The sequence below is a fragment of the Escherichia sp. KTE159 genome (assembly GCF_000408805.1).
GTDB classification, from domain to species: Bacteria; Pseudomonadota; Gammaproteobacteria; order Enterobacterales; family Enterobacteriaceae; genus Escherichia; species Escherichia marmotae.
In genome coordinates, this window is sequence record NZ_KE137292.1 from 1,988,316 (window position 1) to 2,012,327 (window position 24,012).

Annotated in this window: 15 protein-coding genes, 2 pseudogenes and 1 riboswitch; of the genes and pseudogenes, 5 read left to right on the plus strand and 12 right to left on the minus strand. The window is 45.1% G+C overall.

From position 1 onward, the window contains the following. Window positions 1-17: 17 nt before the first annotated feature. The 6 genes from A31E_RS11985 to rcnR all read right to left on the minus strand — a co-directional run bounded on the left by A31E_RS11985 (window position 18) and on the right by rcnR (window position 8,292). Complete coding sequence (locus A31E_RS11985) at window positions 18-2,675, minus strand: DUF6493 family protein (RefSeq protein WP_016248943.1); 2,658 nt, start codon at window positions 2,673-2,675, stop codon at window positions 18-20. After that, window positions 2,672-5,245, minus strand: a complete 2,574-nt coding sequence (locus tag A31E_RS11980) for a DUF6493 family protein (RefSeq protein WP_016248944.1) — start codon at window positions 5,243-5,245, stop codon at window positions 2,672-2,674. The genes A31E_RS11985 and A31E_RS11980 overlap by 4 nt, the downstream gene beginning before the upstream one ends. Before the next feature lie 85 nt (window positions 5,246-5,330). After that, the gene (locus A31E_RS11975) at window positions 5,331-6,146 is read right to left on the minus strand and encodes a glycoside hydrolase family 25 protein (RefSeq protein WP_016248945.1); all 816 of its coding nucleotides are present in this window, start codon (window positions 6,144-6,146) and stop codon (window positions 5,331-5,333) included. Window positions 6,147-6,211: 65 nt separating this feature from the next. After that, window positions 6,212-7,012, minus strand: coding sequence for a bifunctional hydroxymethylpyrimidine kinase/phosphomethylpyrimidine kinase (gene thiD, locus A31E_RS11970; RefSeq protein WP_016248946.1), 801 nt, complete (start codon window positions 7,010-7,012; stop codon window positions 6,212-6,214). Next, window positions 7,009-7,797, minus strand: coding sequence for a hydroxyethylthiazole kinase (gene thiM, locus A31E_RS11965; RefSeq protein WP_001195641.1), 789 nt, complete (start codon window positions 7,795-7,797; stop codon window positions 7,009-7,011). The genes thiD and thiM overlap by 4 nt, the downstream gene beginning before the upstream one ends. A gap of 34 nt (window positions 7,798-7,831) precedes the next feature. Next, window positions 7,832-7,928: riboswitch (TPP riboswitch) on the minus strand. A 91-nt stretch (window positions 7,929-8,019) separates the two neighbouring features. After that, window positions 8,020-8,292, minus strand: coding sequence for a Ni(II)/Co(II)-binding transcriptional repressor RcnR (gene rcnR, locus A31E_RS11960; protein ID WP_000019944.1), 273 nt, complete (start codon window positions 8,290-8,292; stop codon window positions 8,020-8,022). 120 nt (window positions 8,293-8,412) lie between these two features. Between rcnR and rcnA the strand changes: the two genes are divergently transcribed. Both rcnA and rcnB read left to right on the plus strand, forming a co-directional pair. After that, window positions 8,413-9,240, plus strand: coding sequence for a nickel/cobalt efflux protein RcnA (rcnA, locus tag A31E_RS11955; protein ID WP_016248947.1), 828 nt, complete (start codon window positions 8,413-8,415; stop codon window positions 9,238-9,240). A gap of 217 nt (window positions 9,241-9,457) precedes the next feature. Next, window positions 9,458-9,796 carry a Ni(II)/Co(II) efflux transporter accessory subunit RcnB gene (rcnB, locus tag A31E_RS11950; protein ID WP_000153060.1) on the plus strand — a complete coding sequence of 113 codons (339 nt, stop codon included), beginning with the start codon at window positions 9,458-9,460 and terminating at the stop codon, window positions 9,794-9,796. A gap of 81 nt (window positions 9,797-9,877) precedes the next feature. Here the strand turns inward: rcnB and A31E_RS11945 are convergent, their stop codons facing one another. The 6 genes from A31E_RS11945 to apbC all read right to left on the minus strand — a co-directional run bounded on the left by A31E_RS11945 (window position 9,878) and on the right by apbC (window position 16,669). Next, window positions 9,878-10,912: a fimbrial protein gene (locus A31E_RS11945; protein ID WP_001516675.1), complete on the minus strand. Its 1,035-nt coding sequence runs from the start codon at window positions 10,910-10,912 to the stop codon at window positions 9,878-9,880. 10 nt (window positions 10,913-10,922) lie between these two features. Continuing rightward, window positions 10,923-13,403 (minus strand): fimbrial biogenesis outer membrane usher protein, encoded by a 2,481-nt coding sequence (locus A31E_RS11940; protein WP_016248948.1) that lies wholly within the window; start codon window positions 13,401-13,403, stop codon window positions 10,923-10,925. 15 nt (window positions 13,404-13,418) lie between these two features. Then, window positions 13,419-14,093 (minus strand): fimbria/pilus periplasmic chaperone, encoded by a 675-nt coding sequence (locus A31E_RS11935; protein WP_000677379.1) that lies wholly within the window; start codon window positions 14,091-14,093, stop codon window positions 13,419-13,421. 85 nt (window positions 14,094-14,178) lie between these two features. After that, window positions 14,179-14,721, minus strand: a complete 543-nt coding sequence (locus A31E_RS11930; RefSeq protein ID WP_016248949.1) for a fimbrial protein — start codon at window positions 14,719-14,721, stop codon at window positions 14,179-14,181. Window positions 14,722-15,014: 293 nt separating this feature from the next. Beyond that, window positions 15,015-15,296, minus strand: a complete 282-nt coding sequence (locus A31E_RS0122760) for a DUF2574 family protein (RefSeq protein ID WP_032240673.1) — start codon at window positions 15,294-15,296, stop codon at window positions 15,015-15,017. Between the two features lie 263 nt (window positions 15,297-15,559). After that, window positions 15,560-16,669, minus strand: coding sequence for an iron-sulfur cluster carrier protein ApbC (apbC, locus tag A31E_RS11925; RefSeq protein ID WP_001005460.1), 1,110 nt, complete (start codon window positions 16,667-16,669; stop codon window positions 15,560-15,562). 132 nt (window positions 16,670-16,801) lie between these two features. On the opposite strand from apbC, the gene metG reads away from it, so the two are divergent. The 3 genes and pseudogenes from metG to A31E_RS26780 all read left to right on the plus strand — a co-directional run. Continuing rightward, window positions 16,802-18,835 carry a methionine--tRNA ligase gene (metG, locus tag A31E_RS11920; protein WP_016248950.1) on the plus strand — a complete coding sequence of 678 codons (2,034 nt, stop codon included), beginning with the start codon at window positions 16,802-16,804 and terminating at the stop codon, window positions 18,833-18,835. A gap of 140 nt (window positions 18,836-18,975) precedes the next feature. Then, a pseudogene (locus A31E_RS0122765) lies at window positions 18,976-22,782 on the plus strand (WGR and DUF4132 domain-containing protein). A 12-nt stretch (window positions 22,783-22,794) separates the two neighbouring features. Beyond that, a pseudogene (locus A31E_RS26780) lies at window positions 22,795-23,002 on the plus strand (WGR domain-containing protein); the annotation flags it as partial. Between the last annotated feature and the right edge of the window lie 1,010 nt (window positions 23,003-24,012).

Here is a 24,012-nt window from a genome sequence, read left to right on the forward strand (position 1 = left end):
TTTTTATACGTACTAAATTAGCTTTTACAATGCAGCACCAAACCTTCAAGTTCCTGCCGTAGTTCAGTCAGCTTTTTGTAATTGGTGATTTTTACCGTGCTCAAATGGCTATCCATTGCACATACCATCTCAAGTAATGCCTGATTGTGCCGGAAACTGATATTGATAAGCGACTGCATGGCGAGATCGGTAAAGCGTTTGAGTGGTGCCCAGCTCTCTTTTTCCAACCGTCCAAGGATGTCGCCGATATGGGTAGAATTCACACCTTGTGGATAACGCAGCTTTTCAATCCATAGTTCGCCAGCAAGAGCACGCACCGTTTTGTCGGCGTGAAGCATGCAAAAAGCGGTAAGTAGATGACCCATGGGTAAAAGTGGCAAAGGCAGTTCAAGCATGGCCTGAAGCAGGTTAATGATCTCTCTGGCTTCTTTAGAAGCATTTTTAAAATTAATTGCTATGAAGCGCGCCAGCATTGCCTCACTATGCCAGGGGAAAGAGAATAATATTCGCTTTCGATCTGCACTATGCCCTTCAGGAAACCGCATAAAACTATATTCATAAAATAATGTTGAATTTTCATCGTGCCAATAACGGGGAATATCAAAATGGAGTTGCTTATAAACAATTTCTTTATTGGTATATTGATTCTGGTTAACTTTTGTTAATAATTTCCAATCATACTTATTTTTCAATATTTCTACCGGAGTGTCTCGCTTCGCCAATAACAAATTCCCTCTGGTATAAGAATCAACATCGGGTAAAAAAACCTGACGTGTTAAAATTGCAGTAAGCACTAGATCATCATCATTTACGGCGTCCAGAGAAGAAACATTACCAGAGCGCAAGTAGTTCATCAGTTCTGAATATTGGCGGTTAAAATCATTGGGCAACAGGCTTTCTGTGCCTGGAACACATCGCTGTATCGCGAGTTGAAAATCGAATCCGCAAGGTGATTCTCCAGCCTGCTGGTATCGATATAGACGGTCAATTAAAATACGTGGTTCAATAAAACAGGGAAGATGAGTTGGTGTCGAAAGCAACGGTAGGCCGCTTGATTTTTTAAGTAATGTAAGTGTGTTTAATAAAATATTAATCCATGGCTGAAATACTGCTTTCGTTGATTTCTGCCACTCATTAAATCCCCAATTTAGCTTTTGATACTTATCTTGATGATTAATTAGCTCATGATATTTTTGACATTGCCTGTCAATATTTTCATTGTGATATTTTGTTTGGATAAAATCTGCAAACTCCATAAAGAAACTTGCCAGTATTTTATCGAAACTTCCTTGAGTACCTGACCAGGTATGAAGTGTTTTCAAAGCATTGGCAAAAGCGGGTATCAATTGTTCAATATTGTCTTTATTAATTTGTTCTGAAAAACATAACAGTGCCGCAGGGAGTTGGTCAAAAGAAAAGGAGTCAAGATTATGAAACGCCCTACCAACCAGGAAAATAAAATCATCCCAGGTTTCAATTTCGGGGATACGATTATCATCACGAATCAGCGGCATAACCGGGTACAATTGTACCGCTTCATCAACAACCATGGGTTTGGTATCAAGAAAGTCAGTTAATAATTCCCGAGCGCCAATAAGTATGTTATCGGCGTAACTCATTAATAGTGAGCTTAGTTCAGGTTCAGTAGGGCTACCGTATTTGGCAATTAATTTTGCTGCTTTATTTTGCAAACTGGCATCTTTATTTATAAAGACTCCCGTCAGATGTTGACAGATTTCCGCCCTTTTCTCGGGATTCTGCTTCGCAAGTTTATCGGTAATGGTTAAGGTGCTATCAACAACGCCTTTGGTCGTTGACGATAACAGTAATGGTAATTGGGTAAGAAACTCATCACGATGAAAATCGTCGTTATCAAGGATCTTTTTGATAGCCTGTAGGGACGTCGTAACAGGTTTACTATGCGGACAACAAAATGTTGCTATGAGTTCATCCTGAAGTTGCAAGCATTCATCACCAGTCGGCTCCAGTGCGCTGAATAATGTGGCATAAAAATTCGTTTGATCTTTATTAAAACCACGATTAACGGCCAGAAGGCTTTCATTAAGAAGGCGGAAGCGATCTAAGCGTTGGTTTTTTGTGTATGTTTTTATAGACTCCAGCCATCGGGTAGAAAGATAGTTCGGATAGTGAAATACTAACCAGATATGCTCTTCAAAATAAAAGGGATACTTTTCCAGTGACTCATGTGGAGGAACTAATGTTTGTGCTATTGTTTCATCCTCCAGAGTCTGACGTTCCAGATACCCCTGACTTAACCATTCGGCTAACTCTTCATAAAATATAAAACCGTAGCCACGTTTATGAGATTCCTGTATATACAAGTTTATAAATTTAGCAAACCATGGTGGACAATACCATTGAAGCACTCTGTTAATAGTATTATTTTGGCGAACTAATTGTGGCGAAAGTTTTTTTATATCATTCCACGTAAAACAACTTAGTATAGCGACACCTAACATATCTAATTGAACAGCAGTAGCCTTATACCGCCCACTTTGTCGGTCAAACTGTTCGTATAACCGTTTTACATCCCTTTTAATCAACGGCACCAACGTATTGCGCAGTTTTTCATCCTGCGTTTTCAAGAAAGCAATAAACTGCTCTGAATTTCCCGACTCAATAATATTAGTGTATTGTTCTTTAATATCGGTCACTCTTCACATCCTTGTAGAGTAAATTCATTAAGATAAGTTATTAATTTTTTATAATTAATGGGGAGTTCTTTGTCACCAGCCAGTGTGATGCAATTCTCAACAATTTTCTTTTGGAATTTTCGTACTGCTGGATCGCTGTTGTGGTTATCAAGATATTCTATAAATCTATTAACCGGAGCATACTTATTCATCAATAAATAAGCAATACATTCAGACAGATAGTGACTGTCTATAAAGTTATGCTGGATAGCCAATTGTATATATTCAGCGGCCAAATTGCGGCTAATTTTTTTCTCAAAAAGTAAACAAACTGCAATGTAGATCCAACCTGCGTGATGAACGTGAAGTTGTTTTTCAAGTAAATATTGCAAAGGGTATAAACATTCTTCAACCCCATCGACTTCGTTTCCCGTTGCTGTATCTGGAACAAAAAAACTTAACCAGCAATCTGGATAATTTGGCACCAGGGATAAATAATACAAAAAGTCCTTCCAGTGACAACACTCATCACGACGGAGACTAATATAGTAATAATGAGCAGGATAAGAGTGAAGACTATCTCTCTTCCCGTAATGAATCACACTGTTATTTAATACCAGTCTGTACCAGGTTTTATATTTATTCTTATCAATTAATATGCGATATGTACAGGTAAATGGTTGGAGGATGCCAGGCCAACTCACCAGCTCTTTGGCGATAGATTCATATTGTGGAAACACCCCGTTTGTAGTTCGGGTACGTGTAATCTGCGTCCAGAGTGGTAAAAACGCATCATTTGTTGCCGATATTTCATCAGTGATCCCCAACAAATATTGCACCGCCTGGGCATATTTCCCTGTTAACATTAATGCCTGTTGCTTCACTTCTGCTATTATCTCGCCAGGCAAAATACGATTACAGGCGACAATTAAATCATCAAGATCAACCGGATAATTCTCGCGTTCGTGGGCCAATAATCGCTCCACCAATATTTGCGGCGAAACATAGAACGGCGTGTGACTTGGTGTTGCCAGTAACGTTAAGTGGCAGTTATCACGCAGTCGCGCCAGCACCAGTTGGTTTTGGTTCTGTAAATGCGGTAAACGCCGTTCATGCCACTCTGGCGTTGATGCGTATTCATCATTAAACCACTGCTGAAAAAAATCCCGCAGGCTATAGAGTATTGATGATCCGAGATACTTTTTATGCAATTTTTTATAATAGGGTTGCAATTGTTTTTTATAATCACCAGGAAGTTTATCTTGCAAAGCAATAATCCCGGCATAAAAAATCTCAATATCCAGTTCTTCTTTATTTTCCAACATTTTTCCTGTTTGAAACAACACCCCATCCCAGCTATCAGGAATAATGACCATCTCATGTTGTAGCATGGGAATTACATAACCTTCGCCCAACGGTGAATCACATTGCAACAGTGCCAGAACACTGTGCTTTAAGCTCCCCAACCATGGCTCAGCTAACGCGGCCACATCCTGTGCTGATTGGTATTTCATCATTAATTCAACTGTGCGTAGTTGTAATTTTTCGGTGCGCTGAATTAAGGTGCCAGATACGTTTTTCGCCAGTGTTGTACGATATTGGGGATGGCGTTCTGCCAACACCTCGGCAATATCAAGTGCTAAGAATAATATTTTATCGCACTTTTCACGTCCGCTAATAACCGGAAAATACTGCATAAATGATGAATGGTCAAACTCAGGATGACAGCAAAATGTTTGTATTATCTGAATAACAAAATTTACTACCGTATTATTACTGGCATTCAGTCCTAAAAATAATAATTGCTGGTTAGCAATCCATTCATCCTCTTGCGGGTTAAACATCTTTATTAGACGAATATGCCAGTTAAGGCGATCTTTTTTAAAGTTATTTGTTAATGAAGTTAATAATTCCTTGATTAATTGACGAGGCAGAAGATTTTCCGCAATCAGTTGCATAAACACATCATCCCAGTACTCGGTAACAACACCACACTGATGTGAGTTGTCGGCCTTATGGAAGTGGCTTTGCAAAAGCACTGGGACGTCATATTGCGGGAATGGTAAAATGACCTTTTCTATTACCTGTAAATTCTCCCGCATCCAAACAATTTCATTCTGAGCATTACGAGTATAAATCTCAATGTGAAATAATGCGTTGGCAAATGCTGATTCGTCAAAAATAACCCAACCATGTTTATAGCAGCTCCATAGAAGGCGGATATCTGGGTATGTATGCGGCGTGCGCAAACAATCCTTAAGCACACTATCCAGATAATCAGGAGGGCAATGGGTAAAAAAAGTAATTAGTGCATCGTGTATAGTATGATAACGACTTCTGCTAACTTCATGAAGCAATGTATGTTTCACTGGCCAGCTAACTGGAAACATTTTTTGTTCTGCATAACTGCGAGCACAAACAATTTTTGTCAAAGAGATTACATCGTCTACACATTCACCCAAACAAAGTGATTTATAATCAAGCGTCAACAATTCCTTTAAGGTAGTAATTCGCTCAACTTCGGTTAATGACAATGCCCAGTCTACAATGGCTGAATAATTTTTTTGTTGAATGAGTTCTACAGGTATCATCAGATAGTCTCTTCCATGAAGTTTTATCAATGATACCAGGTTGTTTACCTGTTTTATCAGCCCCCGAAATTCTGATTTTTATAATTTACTTCGTAAGTGTGTCTCCCACAAATGCCTGCAGCTCCTCCACCGTGCCATTAAACACATTAAAATCCACCGGACCATTTACGCCATCCACCTGTCCACGGTCGGAATGCTGCCAGAAATGCCAGGCCAGGCCGTCATTGTCCGGGCGTCGCTGATAATAATGGGCCACCCACCACGGGTATTCATTGAAATATCCCGCCAGATTCGTGTGATAAAACGTCGCCCCCGCATAAATAATCGGCTTTTTGCCCGTGCTCTTTTCAACCATTTTTAGCCACTGACTTACCCGCTTGCGTAATTCTTTTGCCGATAATTTCCCACGTTCTTCTACGTCCAGCACCGCTGGCAGATCGCCTTGTGAGAAATCCACCGTTTGCAGAAATAATCGCGCCTGAACGGAAGCTGAGACCGACGGAGAAAAATAGTGATATGCCCCGCGCAATAAGCCATTTTTGTGGCTTTGACGCCAGTTACGCGAGAAATACGGGTCTACCAGCTTTTCGCCTTCCGTAGCCTTAATAAAAGCAAACTGTAAGCGGATACCGTTGTCGCGCATTTTTGCGACACGTTGCCAGTCGATCCGCGCCTGCCAGCGTGAAACATCAATACCATGAATGGTGTAATTGGCAGGGATTCGAATAGCAAAAGATTTGACCGGGCGATAACCATAAAAGTGGATGTAGTCTTTAATCTGAATTGCTGTCGACCAGAAAAAATTCACCGTCTGACGAGGATAAATCGCCACGATGGAAATTAGCCCCAGAGCGCAGAACAAGGCGGTGAATTTTTTTCGACTGGCTATTTTTAGCTGCATTGGTTTCATCCCTGAATTTCAGCGCGAACACGCTGAAAAATGCCAAAGCAGCTATAGTATGATGCTCACCACCAGGCGTGAAAGTGGTGAACCGGACCATTCCCGTGGCCAACTTCCAGCGTGTCGGCCTGGGCTAACGCCGCTGATAGCCAGCTTTTTGCTTCCTGTACGGTGTCAGCCCAATTCGTGTGACGCGGACGCAGCGCTGCCAGCGCCGCAGATAATGTACAACCAGTGCCATGCGTGTTTTTGGTCATAATACGCGGTGCGGTAAACCGTTGTTCGCCGTCGCGGGTAAACAACCAGTCCGGGCTTTGCTCATCATCCAGATGACCACCTTTCATCAACACGGCACCACAGCCCATCGCCAATAATTCACGCCCCTGCTCCAGCATTTCCTGTTCATTACGCGCGTGTGGAGAATCGAGTAAAGCAGCAGCCTCCGGCAAATTTGGGGTGATTAATGAAACCTGCGGCAATAATTGACTGCGTAGCGTGGCAACCGCCGAAGGTGAAAGCAGCGGATCACCGCTTTTAGCCAGCATAACGGTATCCAGCACCACGTTTTGGATCTGGTAACGTTGCAGCCGTTCTGCCACCGCTTCAACAATATCCGTCTCTGCCAGCATGCCGATTTTGGTGGTATCGATTCGCACATCGCTGAACACTGAGTCGAGTTGTGCGGCAACAAAGTCAGGCTCAATGCGATACACCGACTGTACACCGCGGGTATTTTGCGCCACCAGTGCGGTGATTACCGAACAACCATAAGCGCCAAGTGCCGAGAAGGTTTTAAGATCGGCCTGAATCCCCGCACCACCACTCGGATCAGTACCGGCAATCGTCAGAGCGTTAACCCGTTTCATGCCTGCACCTCCTGCGTCAGTTGCCAGAGCGCATCAAGGAAATGGGGGATAAAACTGCCTGGCCCTTCGCTTCTAGCGACCGCACGTTCTCCGGCTTGTTTCATCCAGTGGCAGGCAGATGCAACATTTTCCAGCGTATCGCCCGGTAATGCACAACTGGCAGCGACAACTGCCGATAATGCACAACCAGTTCCTACCACTTTGGTCATTAACGGATCGCCGCCGTGAATGCCAACGATGCGACGACCATCGGTAACATAATCTACCTCGCCCGTGACCACGACGACAGCCCCGGTTTCATTCGCCAGTGTTTGTGCTGCGGGTAACGCGTTGGCTGCGGCGTCGGTGGAATCCACACCGCGACCACCATTGGCGATACCAGCTAATGCCATAATTTCAGAGGCATTACCGCGTATCGCCGCTGGCTTTAACGATAAAAGTTCGTGGCAAAAATGACGGCGATATTCGAGTGCGCCAACCGCGACCGGATCAAGCGTCCAGGGGGTTTGGGAGCGTGTTGCCTGTTCTACGGCAGCACGCATCGCTTGTGCTCGTAGCTGCGTCAGTGTGCCTACGTTAATCAACAAGGCACTGGCGATGGCCGCAAACTGACTGGCCTCTTCGGTTTCGATAACCATCGCTGGCGATGCACCGAGCGCCAGTAAGGTATTGGCAGTAAAGGTTTGCACCACATCATTGGTCATGCAATGCACAAGGGGAGAGTGTTGGTGAAAGAGGTGTAACATGCGCGCAGATTGCGCGGAACTCAGCAGGTCGACTTGCATAGTTTGCTCCTGCCATAACGTGAAGAAGCAATGACCTGATGGTCTGTGACTTCCCTACGCTGGCATTATCCAGATCAGGTGATACGGGTATTTCTCAGCCTTCACGCAGAAGGGCACCCCGAGTCGTTTGGTTGCGATGATGGATCGCAGATAAGGATGGTAAGGCCCCGCGCACACGTTGTAAACGAGGAAAAACGGCGATATTACAATAACGTTGTGAAATTATTTTATATAAGAATCCAGCACCTTCAGAACGACATCCAGATCTTCTTCACGCTTTAATTCATCGCCCTGATGAACAATGTGTTCCGTCAGATGGCCTTTAATCACTTCTCGCATCAAGCCGTTTACCGCACCACGAATGGCGGCAATCTGTTGTAGTACGGCAGCACATTCGTGCGGCTCGTCGAGCATTTTCTTGAGCGCAACAACCTGTCCCTGAATCTTACTGGCGCGCGCTTTCAGTTTCTGTTTGTCACGGATGGTATGAGACATGGCAACACCTGGTTAACAAGATAATGAAAAATCATAGCACTATTAATCTACTGGGGGGTAGTATCATGTACTGGGGGGGAGTAGAATCAGGGCGTCGATTTAATACTAAGAATTATTATCATGACCGAATTTACCACTCTTCTTCAGCAAGGAAACGCCTGGTTTTTCATCCCCAGCGCCATCTTACTTGGTGCGCTTCATGGGCTGGAGCCAGGGCACTCAAAAACGATGATGGCAGCGTTTATCATCGCCATTAAAGGCACCATTAAACAGGCGGTGATGCTTGGACTGGCGGCAACTATTTCACATACGGCGGTGGTCTGGTTGATTGCCTTTGGCGGGATGGTGATCAGCAAACGCTTTACTGCGCAGTCAGCGGAGCCGTGGCTTCAGTTGATTTCCGCGGTGATCATTCTTGGCACCGCATTCTGGATGTTCTGGCGTACCTGGCGCGGTGAAAGAAACTGGCTTGAGAATATGCACGAGCATCACCATCATGACCATGAACATCATCACGACCATGATCACGAACATCATCACCATCACGAGCATGGTCAGAGCGACGAGTATCAGGATGCTCATGCGCTGGCTCATGCCAGTGACATTAACCGACGCTTTGATGGTAGAGAGGTCACCAACTGGCAAATTTTGCTGTTTGGCTTAACCGGCGGGCTTATCCCCTGCCCTGCGGCAATAACAGTGTTGTTGATTTGCATTCAGTTGAAAGCCCTCACATTGGGTGCAACTCTGGTCGTCAGTTTCAGCATCGGCCTGGCATTAACGCTGGTCACCGTAGGCGTTGGCGCAGCAATCAGTGTTCAGCAGGTTGCAAAACGCTGGAGCGGATTTAACACCCTCGCTAAACGTGCCCCCTATTTTTCCAGTCTGTTAATTGGTTTAGTCGGATTGTATATGGGAGTGCATGGCTTTATGGGTATTATGAGATAAAACAATCACCTGGGCTTCGTTATCCCTTTAGCCCAGGATGATTCTTAAATCAGCTTATTCCGCTCACTTCTCGCTCAATGAGGATGCTTTTGCTGCATCCTTTCATTTACACTTTTTACGAAATCATGGGATCACTAACAAAATATCTCTTGTCGGTTATATTGTATGGCAGGAAAGATATGCGACTGATTTTACTGATCCCCAAAGTGGAGAGTATATGACCATAAAAAATAAGATGTTGCTGGGTGCGCTTTTGCTGGTAACCAGCGCAGCATGGGCCGCACCAGCCACCGCGGGTTCGACCAATGCCTCGGGAATTTCGAAGTATGAGTTAAGCAGTTTCATTGCTGACTTCAAGCATTTCAAACCAGGTGACACCGTACCAGAAATGTACCGTACCGATGAGTACAACATTAAGCAGTGGCAGTTGCGTAACTTGCCCGCACCTGACGCTGGAACCCACTGGACCTATATGGGCGGTGCATATGTGCTGATCAATGATACCGACGGAAAAATCATTAAAGCCTACGACGGTGAGATTTTTTATCATCGCTAAAAAAAGCCCCCTCGGAGAGAGGGGGAAATGCAGACACCTTATTATTTTTTATTATTAGCCACTTGCTCGTCTTGTTTGTTATTAGTCGTATTTCACGTTGATCAGTGCAGTTGCCTCAAGTGCACCCGATTTAACTTTATTTTTATCGTATACATAGTAACTGGCCAGGACAGGTATATTAATAATATTACTATTTAAAGGAGCTCCGGGTTTATCTGTTTTCCATAATGATGTCGCCGCGCCCTGATCGCCGCTAGCAGAAATTTTGATGGCTGCTTCAGTCCCTTTTGGTGGTTCTTTTAGATCCAAAACAAATCCTACACCATTATCTATGTTGCCACGCAAAATTGTATTGCTTCCTGTAACTAAGTCACTGCTGGAAAGATATACGACCATATTCCGCGATGCTTGTTTTGTGCCGCCGAAAAGATTATCACACTTCAACGTAATTATTCCTTCCTTACTGTTCGCCGTAATCTTTCCCTGACTTCTGAGTTGGGACAAGGCAATATCATCTACTTTTATTATTGTGTTTTCAGGCTTACAGGTCGTATTTTTAGGATAATAGGAAATACTTAACCCAAGCGTAAATGTATCCCCCGCCAGTTTACTGGTGAGATAACTTACACACCAGTTAATCTTCAATGTCTTACAAATGCCCAACCAAAAGTCAATGGATGAAGATGACTCACCGCCAATATTTGCAATCACAGTATCTGAAATAAACCAGGTAGGTTTTCTTTCTCCAGTAAAATCAGGTGTACCTTTGGATATTTTAACCACATAGGGTAATACTGCCTGCGCATTGCTGGATTTCCCAATCGTGTCACTGGTTTTACCTAAAGACTCTATTTTAACCTTTAACTTTTCGCCATTACCAAAAGGTCCAACTTCAACCCAATCACTTTGGATATTTTTATAGACTATTTTATCCGTGCTCGTATCACAAGATATCCCCGTAAACACGACACTTTTACTAAAGGAAACCTCATTCGCTAAAATCTCCCCCACATTAATACTATCAGTAATATTTAATGATGCAGTGGTACGACATCCAGCCCAGGTAAAATTAGCCCATAAAATAAAAATTAGTAACATTCCATTTCTGAAAATCATATTCCACCTCTCACCGACAGATATAATTTTTACTTTCATCAATCTCTTTACCGAAGGTGATTGTGCATGAAAGCCCTTGTTGCTTATCAATTGCCACATTAACCGCTGGTGGTATTTCATTGGTGCGAATAAAAAGCTGACTTCCCTGGCCGACAACGCCAATATTATGACCGTGGATATCATTGACTTCGTAGCCAAATGTTAACGGTTGCCCATCCACTCTTAATGCTTTTATAAACCAGGGTTTGCGTTGATCGGTGTCGAAATTGACCAGAACGACCGCGCCGCGATAAGGGGCGGCAATTTTACGGTTACCGCGTAATTCTGTTTCACTGTCACTTTGTGATACATCCAGCATCAGGTGATTTTCCCGATGAGGAGTTATTCCGTCGTATATCACGACACCATTACGGTTCGTGGTGCGATATTTTTGCCCATTCACATAAGCATCTTTAATTCCCGGCGCATGCATCACGGCAAAAGTTTCAGAAAGACGATTCGCCAGATTAACGCCACCCGACCAGGCGACAATGCCCCCTGAAACACTGGCTACAGCCTGCCGATAATTACTCGACTGACTATAACTGCCATTCACTGTCGCCACAGGCGCGTTCCAGGTTAAATTCGCCCCTGCTGTCGTTTCATTTCCCTGATGTTGATGACTCAGGTTGACACCATAATTGAACTGATCTCGACTCCCTACTGTTCCTGATAATCCCGTATTATTTGAGGCAAAACCCTGATCATCAAACGTCGTTGAGTTAGATATATATATTTGCCGACGAGGCGTCGTAACGTCATCTCCCCAGTCAAAGGGTATCGATATAAAAATATTAAAGCGTTTCTCTTCATGATGATTCTCGTCATATGCCTGACTTGCCGCGAGGGTATAGCTTATCCGTTGCAAATTATTGGAATAACTCAACTGATAATCTTTACTGCTGCCGCTACGCCCCCAGTAATCCCGCCATAAAGTACTTAATGACACAGATCCCCAGCCTTCTGGCATTGACTGACTCATATTGGCGGAAAAGCTATTTTTGCGACCAAAATCATTCTGGTAATAATCGGCAATGTCATAGACATCGTTTTTATCACGACGATAATTATCTTTATTATTTGCCCACACATAATCGTTAAACGTCCGGTAATCACGCGACGAATAACGCCAGGCCGCCAGACCAAAACGTGTCGATGTTTGGTTCAAAAATTTGTTATAAGCAATTTGATAACTTTGCCCGTCAAACACATCACCATTGTCTTGCTTACTGTGCGATTTAGTTGCGTCGACTGAAATTGCGCCAATGCGCGTGTTCCAACCTGTTCCCAGGGTAAACGCGTAGTAATTATTAGCAATCATCGTGCCGCCATACAGCGTCAATAAGTTATTAAAACCATACTGATAACCTGCCTGGACAAAATCACTTTGCTTGCTCGCACCTTCAATATGACTACGGCCCGCTGCAAAATCATATTTCGACACGCCGGGTTGCAGCATATTAGGTACTGCCGCATAAGGCACCAGATATGTAGTAACTGAACCATCGGCTTCCTTAACACTCACATCAAGATCCGCACCTCCGCCCGCTAACTGCAAATCACTAATCGAAAACGGGCCTGGTGGAACCTCTTTCTGATAAACGACAAAACCGTTCTGTTCAATAGTTACCAGCGCGTTACTCTGGGCAATCCCCTGTACCCGCGGGGTAAAATTTTGCTTCGAGTTTGGCAACATCTGAATATCACGAAATAACCGAACTCCGCTGAAGCGAACGGAATCAAATATATCGGCTGACGTGTACATATCACCAATACGCAGCGTGCCGAGAATTTGAGAAAATCCACGTTCCAGATACAGTGTATTGCTTTTCCACTCCCCTGTATTGTTATCTGTTTTGCTAAAACTGGCATCAGAATGCAGTTGCCACCCCAGAAAATTTAACCCGCTGTTAAAACGTACATAGGTACTTTTGCTATTTCCCGACGCTTTATAGTCGCTGTAATACTGACTCACATAATAAGAGGTGTAAACCGCATTAATTCCCCGTTCCCAGTTTTCCGGTGGAACATAGCCACTTTCCAGCTCTTCCACCCAGGCTTGCGGAACACTGAAATCGAGACGAAAAACGCCGATATCCCAGGCATAACTCCCCCCCTGAACAAGTTGCTCTAATGTTAAACATTGCTTGTCGCTGGCAAAGTTATCGGTATTAATACCTAACCGTTTGATAATATCCCTCGATAAACACGTTTCTTGCGGATTATCTTTAACGCTAATTTCATATTTACCGCGCCATTGTTTATTAACATAAATATCGATTTCATATTGGCCAGGCAAAGGTTGATTATCATCCAGACGAATATGAGCAACCTGTTGGTCTTTCATTCCCCCCATCATAAAATGGGTATCAAAGGTTTCTTCAGCCGCATAAGCTTCAATGCCGAGCAATAACGCAACGATTGCTGATGCAAGTGGGGTCATTCTCAACATAGGCAGCTCCTGCAATTAAATTTTGTCACTAATATAGTTGCCATGATCATCAATAATGGTCAGATGCCAGCTATTTGCATTATTATTTTTTACGTTAACACTCTGACTTTCTAATGGTGCAATCATGATAGTTTCATAATTAACTTTGACATTATTGGCTTTTACATCAGAAATCGTTACCCAATTCGCTGAGTCATTTTTTATCACCAAATGATTACCACTGCGATTCACCAGCAATTTTTTAAATATTGCTTTGTTTACCGGTGGGATACCCGCCGGTCGATAAAACAATTTAATTCTGTTTTGCATCGCAAACTTCAGTGCATTCTTGCCTTCTTGTTCTGGACTATTTGGTGGAATATCCAGAATATTCAGATAAAAAATACTCTCTTTATTAGTGGGCAGTTTATTCGGCATGATTTTAATTTTTACTTGCTGCCCGGAATTTGCCCCTATTTTTGCCACTGGTGGCGTTAACATAAAAGGAACCTGGATTTTTTCTGGTGGGAGTGAAGTATCACCATCATCAATCCACGCCTGAAGCAGCGAAGAGCGATCACCCTGATTCATCAACTGTACCATCACTTCTTTTTTTTCTGCCGGGTAAATAATACGTGTCCCGTAGATAACAACTCCGGCATGTGCAGGAAAAACCATCGAAGAGATGAGCAAGGGTAATAATCCTTTCATCTTAATTCCTCTTTAAATTAAAAGGCCGCCATGGGGATAGCGGCCATGTCTATTACCTGGAGAAACTTGCAAATTTATTTAATTATTAATCCTGGGCTACACGCATAACTAAAGAAGATACTACATCACCTGATTGCACTGAGTTTTCTGTCAGTTTCAGATATTTCGCTTTAAACGGGATCGCATATTGACCATCCGCTGTTTTATAATTTTCAATATTAAAAGGTGCAGAAACATCCAGGACATCGCTGTTATCACCTAAATAGAGATAGTAGCCCACGGTATCGTTACTACTGGCTATAGCTTTATCGTTGCCGGTTATTTTATCGTTGGTAATCAACGAAAGTTTTACACCAGCAACCTCTTTCGGACAGCTAATTTTTAACATGCTACTGGTTACACCGACCGCATCATCATAGGTAGAATATTTAGATTTACCATCAAAGACAGTAGTTGGTACAGTCGGCATATTAATACTTACTGAATCACCACCTGCTTCGAATTTACATGGGGACTCTGCAATATTCCCTTTAATGGTTAAAGTCCCGGTATCAACATCAGCAGCAAATACCTCAGCACTCATGAAAAAAGAAGAAAAGACAGCGGCAGCAATAATTGAACGTTTCATAACATGTTCCTTAATAGAATTTATTTTTGGTTGTTAAGAGTCTGTATCTCCTGGTAACAAATTTCTCACGCCTAAAAAGTTACCGCAATGTAAACATATTGTTTTATTGATTTAAAGCAAATTAACTATTGCAATATAAACACAACAAATAGCTAATGATATTAAATATTTATCAAATCTATTAATTAATACGAATTACTGTAGCTGTCATTTTTAATATCAATAAAAAAGCTGAAATCATTCACATGAATGATTTCAGCTTTCTAAACTCTTTAACCCCGATATTGCCAGATTTAATCGTAGCGATTTAAAACGATTTGCCGTTTGTTCCCATTACCCGCAGCAACCAGCTCTGTCGTGACGCCTTTTACCGGTGAAGAAATCCGATACCGGGAATCAACGCTTTGCAATACCTGACCGCAATGCTGTCGGGGCTGGCTATTAACAATATCCATACTGCATGTCGGGGGGCTGATCCTGCCATTGATAGTTAATGTGGCGGTATCTGATGAAAACGCGGGAGACGCCAATCCATAGGCGAGAAAAATAATTCCTGACAGCCAATACTTATTCATTGAACGTTATCCCTGTAGTAAAGGTTATGCCTGGATAGATTGAGTGCATAACAAACTATAGCTGTACATCCACTACACAGCCACGAAGGATGGTAAATGGGCATTGCCTGCACGATCAATCTACTTTGTTCAGTTTCGGACGAAGATCCGCAGAATATTCGCAGCATTAAAAAAGCTGTTCATTATAGCTGCAAAAATAAATACACCGCATCAATGTAACATTGCTGCGGTGTATGAAGTGTACCCAGAAAGGTTAATACGCGTTAGACTGCGCGGAAGGAGATCTCGCCAGGAATAACTTCTCCCTGCCAGTAGAGCTGGGCAGCAACGCGGTCAGCCAGTTGACGATAGATAGCGGTAAATTCGCTCTCCGGACGGCTGATAACGGTCGGTGTGCCTTTGTCGAGGTCTTCACGCAGGCTAATGTGCAACGGCATCTGACCCAGCAACTGCGTGTGATATTTCTCAGCCAGTTTCTCTGCACCACCGGTGCCAAAAATCGGCTCGTGATGACCACAATTACTGCAGATATGCACGCTCATGTTCTCGACAATGCCCAGTACCGGCACTTCGACTTTCTCGAACATCACAATGCCTTTTTTCGCATCAATCAATGCGATGTCTTGCGGCGTAGTGACCACTACAGCACCGGTCACTGGAATATTCTGCGCCAGTGTCAATTGAATATCACCGGTGCCTGGCGGCATATCAAGCACCAGATAGTCCAGATCGGGCCATAAGGTTTCTTGCAACATTTGCATCAGCGCCTTGCTGGCCATCGGGCCGCGCCACACCATCGCATTGTCGTCAGTGACCAGATAACCAATCGAGTTGGTTGCCAGACCATGAGACATAATCGGCGCCATGTGAGTGCCGTCCGGCGAGGTCGGACGCTGATTTTCTGCCCCCAGCATGGTTGGGATCGACGGGCCATAAATGTCGGCATCCAGAATGCCGACTTTCGCTCCTTCCGCCGCCAGCGCCAGCGCCAGGTTTACCGCCGTGGAGGATTTACCCACGCCGCCTTTGCCGGAACTGACCGCGATAATGTTCTTCACGCCGTTAATTCCCGGCTGATTTTTAACGCGTTTCAGCGTGGCAATGCTATGCGACAGTTTCCAGTCGATAGCTTTTGCCCCGGTGATACGCAGCAATTCGGCGCTACATTGCTCTTTTAACTCTTCGAACGCGCTATGCCAGACGAACGGCATAACCAGTTCCACATGCAGCGTGTCGTCCATCCAGGCGACATGATGCAATGCTTTCAGCGTGGTGAGGTTATGCTTCAGGGTTGGGTGCTGAAAATTAGCCAGTGTCCCGGCGACCATTGCGCGCAAGGCTTCTGGTGATTTGGCCTGGGATTGTTCGTTCATCCCGACTCCTTATTTATATAGATAAACCATCAGCTAAATAGTTTACCTGAAGAAAATAGATAAGTACTTACTTAACATTTTCCCATTTGGTACTATCTAACCCCTTTTCACTACTAAGAAGTAATGCCTACTATGACTCAAGTCGCGAAGAAAATTCTGGTGACGTGCGCACTGCCGTACGCTAACGGCTCAATCCACCTCGGCCATATGCTGGAGCACATCCAGGCTGATGTCTGGGTCCGTTACCAGCGAATGCGCGGCCACGAAGTCAACTTCATCTGTGCCGACGATGCGCACGGTACGCCGATCATGCTGAAAGCTCAGCAACTCGGTATCTCCCCGGAGCAGATGATTGGCGAAATGAGTCAGGAGCATCAGACTGATTTCGCAGGCTTTAATATCAGCTATGACAACTATCACTCAACGCACAGCGAAGAGAACCGCCAGTTGTCGGAGCTTATTTACACTCGCCTGAAAGAGAACGGTTTTATTAAAAACCGCACCATCTCTCAGTTGTACGACCCGGAAAAAGGCATGTTCCTGCCGGATCGTTTTGTGAAAGGCACCTGCCCGAAATGTAAAGCGCCAGATCAATACGGCGATAACTGCGAAGTCTGCGGCGCGACCTACAGCCCGACTGAACTGATCGAGCCGAAATCGGTGGTTTCTGGCGCTACGCCGGTAATGCGTGATTCTGAACACTTCTTCTTTGATCTGCCCTCTTTCAGCGAAATGTTGCAGGCATGGACCCGCAGCGGTGCGTTGCAGGAGCAGGTGGCCAACAAAATGCAGGAGTGGTTTGAATCTGGCCTGCAACAGTGGGATATCTCCCGCGACGCACCTTACTTCGGTTTTGAAATTCCGAACGCGCCGGGTAAATACTTCTATGTCTGGCTGGATGCGCCGATTGGCTACATGGGTTCCTTCAAGAATCTGTGCGACAAGCGCGGCGATACCACCAGCTTCGATGAATACTGGAAGAAAGATTCCACCGCCGAGCTGTACCACTTCATCGGTAAAGATATCGTTTACTTCCACAGCCTGTTCTGGCCTGCCATGCTGGAAGGCAGCAACTTCCGCAAGCCGACCAACCTGTTTGTTCACGGCTATGTGACGGTGAACGGCGCGAAGATGTCCAAGTCTCGCGGCACCTTTATTAAAGCCAGCACCTGGCTGAATCATTTTGACGCTGACAGCCTGCGTTACTACTACACTGCGAAACTCTCTTCGCGCATTGATGATATCGATCTCAACCTGGAGGATTTCGTTCAGCGCGTGAATGCCGATATCGTTAACAAAGTGGTTAACCTGGCCTCCCGTAACGCGGGCTTCATTAACAAGCGTTTTGACGGTGTGCTGGCAAGCGAGCTGGCTGACCCTGAGCTGTACAAAACCTTTACCGATGCCGCTGAAGTGATTGGCGAAGCGTGGGAAAGCCGCGAATTTGGTAAAGCAGTGCGCGAAATCATGGCGCTGGCTGACCTGGCTAACCGCTATGTCGATGAACAGGCTCCGTGGGTGGTGGCGAAGCAGGAAGGTCGCGATGCCGATCTGCAAGCGATTTGCTCTATGGGTATTAACCTGTTCCGTGTGCTGATGACGTATCTGAAGCCGGTTCTGCCAAAACTGACCGAGCGTGCAGAAGCATTCCTGAATACGGAACTGACCTGGGATAGTATCCAGCAACCGCTGCTGGCGCATAAAGTGAATCCGTTCAAAGCACTGTATAACCGCATCGACATGAAGCAGGTTGAAGCACTGGTGGAAGCATCCAAAGAAGAAGTGAAAGCCACCGCCGCGCCAGTTACTGGCCCGCTGGCAGACGATCCGATTCAGGAAACCATCACCTTTGATGACTTCGCCAAAGTTGACCTGCGCGTGGCGCTGATCGAAAACGCAGAGTTTGTTGAAGGTTCTGACAAGCTGCTGCGCCTGACGCTGGATCTCGGCGGTGAAAAACGCAATGTCTTCTCCGGCATTCGTTCTGCTTATCCAGACCCACAAGCGTTGATTGGTCGTCACACCATTATGGTGGCTAACCTGGCGCCGCGTAAGATGCGCTTCGGTATCTCCGAAGGCATGGTGATGGCTGCCGGTCCTGGCGGGAAAGATATCTTCCTGTTAAGCCCGGATGCCGGTGCTAAACCGGGTCATCAGGTGAAATAATTCCCCTTCAAGGCGCTGCATCGACAGCGCCTTTTCTTTATAAATTCCTAAAGTTGTTTTCTTGCGATTTCGTCTCTCTCTAACCTGCATAAATACTGTTAGCATCTGTATTCGACTGGATAAAAATACAGGGATGCAGAATGAGACAGTTTATCTATCAGGACGAAAAATCACATAAATTCTGGATGGTGGAGCCGCATGGCAACGAGCTGCATATCAGTTGGGGCAAAGTTGGCACCAACGGACAAAGCCAGGTAAAAAACTTTGCGGACGCTGCAGCAGCGGAAAAAGCGGAGCTGAAGCTGATTGCGGAGAAAACGAAAAAAGGCTATGTGGAAGACGCTTCGGCAAATGTGAATCTCCCGCCAGCCACCAAAGCCAGAGTCACTCGTGAAGTTGAAACTCCTCCTGTAAATAAGAATAAATGCCCCTGGCTTGCTGATGATGCGACGATTCCGGTAACTGACGATATTAATCGATTTGCTTTTCCTCATCGCCGCAGGCCGAGAGAAATCGGTTACCTGTATAAAGATGGTGAAATATGGAAGCGCATCGCAGATAACACCAGGGCATATGACCCCGACAACAATTACCGCTCTTATCCTGAAAACTGGCAGCTAGCGTTTGCCGAGTTACAAAGGCGAATTCTGGATAATCAACAAACAGGGAGTGTGCAATCTGATGCTGCATTGCTCTGGAGTTTCTGGAACTCTTACTCTGCAGATGAACTGGTCGATGACTTAGTCATTCGCTGTGGACTGGAAACTACCGTTGAAATCGCTCTTTGTGCTCTTCAACTAAAATATAAACCAGTAAAAACTGACGTCACGACCATAATTCCTCCTGATCTCGAAGCAGAATCGCTACCGAGTTGGCATCAGCGTCTATGCCATTATCTTTCACTCGCTTCAGAAGATGAGTGGCAACGCTGTGTAGATAAAGTACTTACCGCCATTCCCTCTCTCTCCCCAGCACGGCAACCTTTTGCGGCGTTACTGATCCCTGAACGCCCGGATATTGCCAATGCCATGGCGCTACATTATGCAGATCAAAACGTTCCGGCGATGACCTGGTTAAGTATGATAGCAAGCGATGACGTTGCCCTGGCTACGCTGGAAAAATATGTTTTCCCTCCACTGTATAATGATTTCCGCAATTATCTGGCTACGTTACTGGCAAATAATGGAGTGCACGGTGTAAGCCGAATTCTTCTCAAGCTACCTGTCGAGTATCCCGTAAAATACACAGACCTTTTCACTCACATACATGCCAACGCTGAAAATCTTGTCAAATGGTTATGGAGAACGAATCACCCGGATGCGATTCAAATTCTGATCCTTGGTGTAATTGGCAAGAAAAAGCACCTGGAATACTTAAGCAAAGCCTGCCAAAAACATCCCGCTGCGGCTATTGCCGCTTATGCAACTTTACTGGCAATACATGAAGATGCACAGTGGCGTAACGCACTTGTCAAACTGATTACCGCCACGCCAGAGTTGGTATGTGACGTTATTCCCTGGGTTAATGCTAAAGCGGCAGGCATATTATCTGAATGTCGTCCGCAACCTGTGACTGATGAATGTGAATATGCCACTGCGGATATGTTGCCGGAGCTGTTTACCGCTCCACCGTGGGTAATAAATAAGAAAAAGAATGCAATACCCGTATTTGATTTACCGGTGCTTCCAGTTCCTGCCGTCACTGATATCACACCAGGAATTACAGAGTTAATCAGTCATACTGACATATCCAGATTCAGTGAAATCGCGAAATTTCAGGCATCACAGCAAACATTATTTACCGATCTGCCACTAATTGAAAAGGAAAGCTGGGAAACGTCTTTCATCCCTTTAACGCCAGAACAGCAAATCCTTTGGCGACTGGGGTTTAAGGAATGGCGCAGAACCGGAGAAGAACAATACGAAAAAAAAATAATGCCACAAAGCGCAGTTGATGCCCTGTTACGTTTCGATTTCCCCGCGCTGAAAGCAGAGTTTGCGCAATACCATAACAAAGGAAGCAGACACTGGCAGTTGTACGCGCTCTGCTTCCTACCCACTCAGCATGCTATTTATTTTCTCAATCAAATAATTAATGAAGAGCAATTCTCCGGCGAGAGAGAAATTCTGGCGATTTTTGGTGACGCGGCCATTCCTGCGTTTATGAAATGTCTGCAACGTAAGCCACAACAGTTGTGGATATTCACCCTTTTCCTGGGCGTCAGCGAATTAGCATTACCGATGGCGCAGCGATTACAGAAAAAAATGTCTGCTGAAGATGCCCGAAAATGGCTGGTTAACTTCCCACGCCATGCCGCCGCCGGGCTACTTCCTGTGGCACTGGGCAAACAAGGAAAAGATCGTGATTGTGCCCGCCAGGCACTCCGCCTGCTGGTGAAATTAAACCAGCGAGAAACGATTGAGGAAATCGCCCAATGGTATAATCAACCTGATGTTTTAGCTGCGCTGGCAACATTATTTGATAGCGACCCGCTGGAAGAATATCCCGCTAAAATCGCCCCACTGCCCGGCTTTTATCAGTTCAGCTTATGGCGCAGACCACGGCTTAAAAGTAACAACCTGCCTCTGCCAGATGACGCTATGCGCCACCTCGGCACAATGTTGAGCTTTCCTCGCGACATTACCCCCTACGCTGGGCTGGCGATCATCAAAGAAACCTTCACCCGCGAATCACTGGCTGACTTTGGCTGGGATCTGTATACCGCATGGACGGAAGCTGGCGCACCCGCAAAAGAAAATTGGGCATTTACCTCGCTGGGGATTTTAGGCAATGACGACACCGCGCGTAAACTAACCCCGCTCATCCGCGCCTAGCCGGGTGAATCCCAGCATAAAAGAGCTGTTTATGGTTTGGATGTGCTAGCCAATATCGGTAGCGATATTGCGCTGATGTTGCTTAATGGTATTGCGCAAAAGATTAAATTCGTTGCATTACAAGAACATGCCAGCGACAAAATCAACATGGTCGCTGAAAATCGCGGACTGACAATGGCCGAACTGGAAGACCGCCTGGCACCGGATTTAGGGCTTGATATCAACGGCTCGCTGACACTGGATTTCGGCTCACGCCAATTCACCGTTGGTTTTGATGAAACCTTAAAACCCGTCGTGCGCGACGAAAACGACAAAGTTCTGAAAGATTTACCTAAACCCAACCAGAGTGATGATAAAACACTGTCAACTGACGCAGTTATCCTCTTCAAACAGTTGAAAAAAGATGTTCGTGCTATCGCCAGCCAGCAAATTACCCGTCTGGAACAAGCCATGTGCCAGTGCAGACGCTGGACGGCAGAGCAGTTCCGTCTCTTTCTGGTGGAACATCCGCTGATGTGTCACTTAACCCGACGGCTATTATGGGGAGTATATAACGATGAAAACACCCTTATAGCCTGTTTCCGCGTGGCAGAAGACAGCACCTACAGCGATGCACAAGATGAGCTATTCACGCTGCCAGCAGGAAACATCGGTATTCCGCATGTGCTGGAAATTCCCGCTGAATCCGCCGCTGCATTCAGGCAAATTTACGCTGATTACGAACTACTTCCCCCCTTCCAACAGCTCGATCGTGGTAGTTATCGTCTTGCTGATAATGAACGTAGCGCCCACGAACTGACGCGCTGGCAAGGACGTCTTTGCCAGGCCGGTCGCATTGTCGGACTGGAGCGCCGAGGCTGGCAACGTCTGGAAGAAAGCGGCAGTGTTTATGCGATGCGCAAATCTACTCCTTATGGCGATCTCGAACTTGAAACAGAACCTTTTTCATTGATTTACGGCGAAACGGGATATGGCGACCTGCTACCTGTTGAAAGCGTAAAAATGACTTCACCAGGGGAACGCTACAGTACACAGCCCTCGCTCACGTTCTCCGCGCTTGATGCCATCACCGCCAGCGAACTGATTAACGATATTGAATCACTGTTTGATTAAAAGGACTTTGCAATGAAAACCTATATTTATCAGGACGAAAAATCACATAAATTCTGGGCGGTTGAGCAGCAAGGCAACGAGTTGCATATCAGTTGGGGTAAGGTCGGCACCAACGGGCAAAGCCAGGTCAAAAACTTTGCGGACGCTGCGGCGGCGGAAAAGGCAGAGCTGAAACTGATTGCGGAGAAAACAAAAAAGGGATATGTGGAACAAGCGGAGACAAATGCTAAATTAACAGCGGTGTCAGTGAAAAAAGAATCTGTCGCAGCGAAAAAACAGGAAGACACCATAAATGATCATCAGGTAGCGGCGAACAATTTTCCCTGGTTAGCAGACAACGATCCCATTATTCTTCCCCCAAATATTGCTCGCTATGCTCTCAGCCACCGCCTTTGGCCGGGAGATCCGGTAAAAAAACCAACCCAACCTGAGAAACAAAATTTAATTTCTCGGCTGGCAAATCGAACCTACAACTATTATAAGAATCTGACTTTCGATTACAGCTCATGCTCCGATGAATGGAGTAATGCCATCAGTCAGGCAATCAGCTTAATTAATGCACGAAAGCCTGAGATGTCTGCACGTACTATGGCTGTACTTACCTTACTGGAAATTTGTTTTTGTCAAAGCTGGAATGATGAAACCTCATCCGAGTTGTTGGATGAAATTGTAAGCACCTTCGGTATTGAATACGCAACTGAAACTGTCATCTACTGGTGGCAAATTGATTTCGATTTTGATTATAAAAAGGAACATTTGACCTTCTTTATTAATAATTCAGATTACAGCCAGAATAACTATAGAAGGAATAGAGACAACTTTAGTTTACGTCTGCGTAAACATTTATCGCTGACTGAAGAGGAAATCTGGCAAAATTGCATTGCCAAATTACTCGTTGCGTTGCCGCATATATCACTCTATCGCCAGCCGTTAATTGCCATTTTAATACCTGAAATACCCGAAGTGGCCCATGATATCGCACGCCAGTTGCATCAAGTGATGAACATTCCACAACTGGAAATGTTAAAACTTGTAGCGACAGATCCACAAATACTGGAAATATTAGAGCCATATCAGGATACTAATGTATTTGGAAGAAGTTGGTCTGCCACTGTACTGCGAGAACAAGGCATCAAGGCTCTTACTCGCCTGCTTCCCTATGCTGGAGAAGATAATTGCGGTGACGTACTGAAATGTATCAATCATCCGCTGGCTGTTATGGGACTCATA

Excerpts from the sequence above, each read along its gene's own strand:
- A31E_RS11980 (WP_016248944.1), bottom strand. The coding sequence starts at position 5,245 with ATGATACCTGTAGAACTCATTCAACAAAAAAATTATTCAGCCATTGTA.
- A31E_RS11975 (WP_016248945.1), bottom strand. The coding sequence starts at position 6,146 with ATGCAGCTAAAAATAGCCAGTCGAAAAAAATTCACCGCCTTGTTCTGC.
- thiD (WP_016248946.1), bottom strand. The coding sequence starts at position 7,012 with ATGAAACGGGTTAACGCTCTGACGATTGCCGGTACTGATCCGAGTGGT.
- thiM (WP_001195641.1), bottom strand. The coding sequence starts at position 7,797 with ATGCAAGTCGACCTGCTGAGTTCCGCGCAATCTGCGCGCATGTTACAC.
- rcnR (WP_000019944.1), bottom strand. The coding sequence starts at position 8,292 with ATGTCTCATACCATCCGTGACAAACAGAAACTGAAAGCGCGCGCCAGT.
- rcnA (WP_016248947.1), top strand. The coding sequence starts at position 8,413 with ATGACCGAATTTACCACTCTTCTTCAGCAAGGAAACGCCTGGTTTTTC.
- rcnB (WP_000153060.1), top strand. The coding sequence starts at position 9,458 with ATGACCATAAAAAATAAGATGTTGCTGGGTGCGCTTTTGCTGGTAACC.
- A31E_RS11945 (WP_001516675.1), bottom strand. The coding sequence starts at position 10,912 with ATGATTTTCAGAAATGGAATGTTACTAATTTTTATTTTATGGGCTAAT.
- A31E_RS11940 (WP_016248948.1), bottom strand. The coding sequence starts at position 13,403 with ATGTTGAGAATGACCCCACTTGCATCAGCAATCGTTGCGTTATTGCTC.
- A31E_RS11935 (WP_000677379.1), bottom strand. The coding sequence starts at position 14,093 with ATGAAAGGATTATTACCCTTGCTCATCTCTTCGATGGTTTTTCCTGCA.
- A31E_RS11930 (WP_016248949.1), bottom strand. The coding sequence starts at position 14,721 with ATGAAACGTTCAATTATTGCTGCCGCTGTCTTTTCTTCTTTTTTCATG.
- A31E_RS0122760 (WP_032240673.1), bottom strand. The coding sequence starts at position 15,296 with ATGAATAAGTATTGGCTGTCAGGAATTATTTTTCTCGCCTATGGATTG.
- apbC (WP_001005460.1), bottom strand. The coding sequence starts at position 16,669 with ATGAACGAACAATCCCAGGCCAAATCACCAGAAGCCTTGCGCGCAATG.
- metG (WP_016248950.1), top strand. The coding sequence starts at position 16,802 with ATGACTCAAGTCGCGAAGAAAATTCTGGTGACGTGCGCACTGCCGTAC.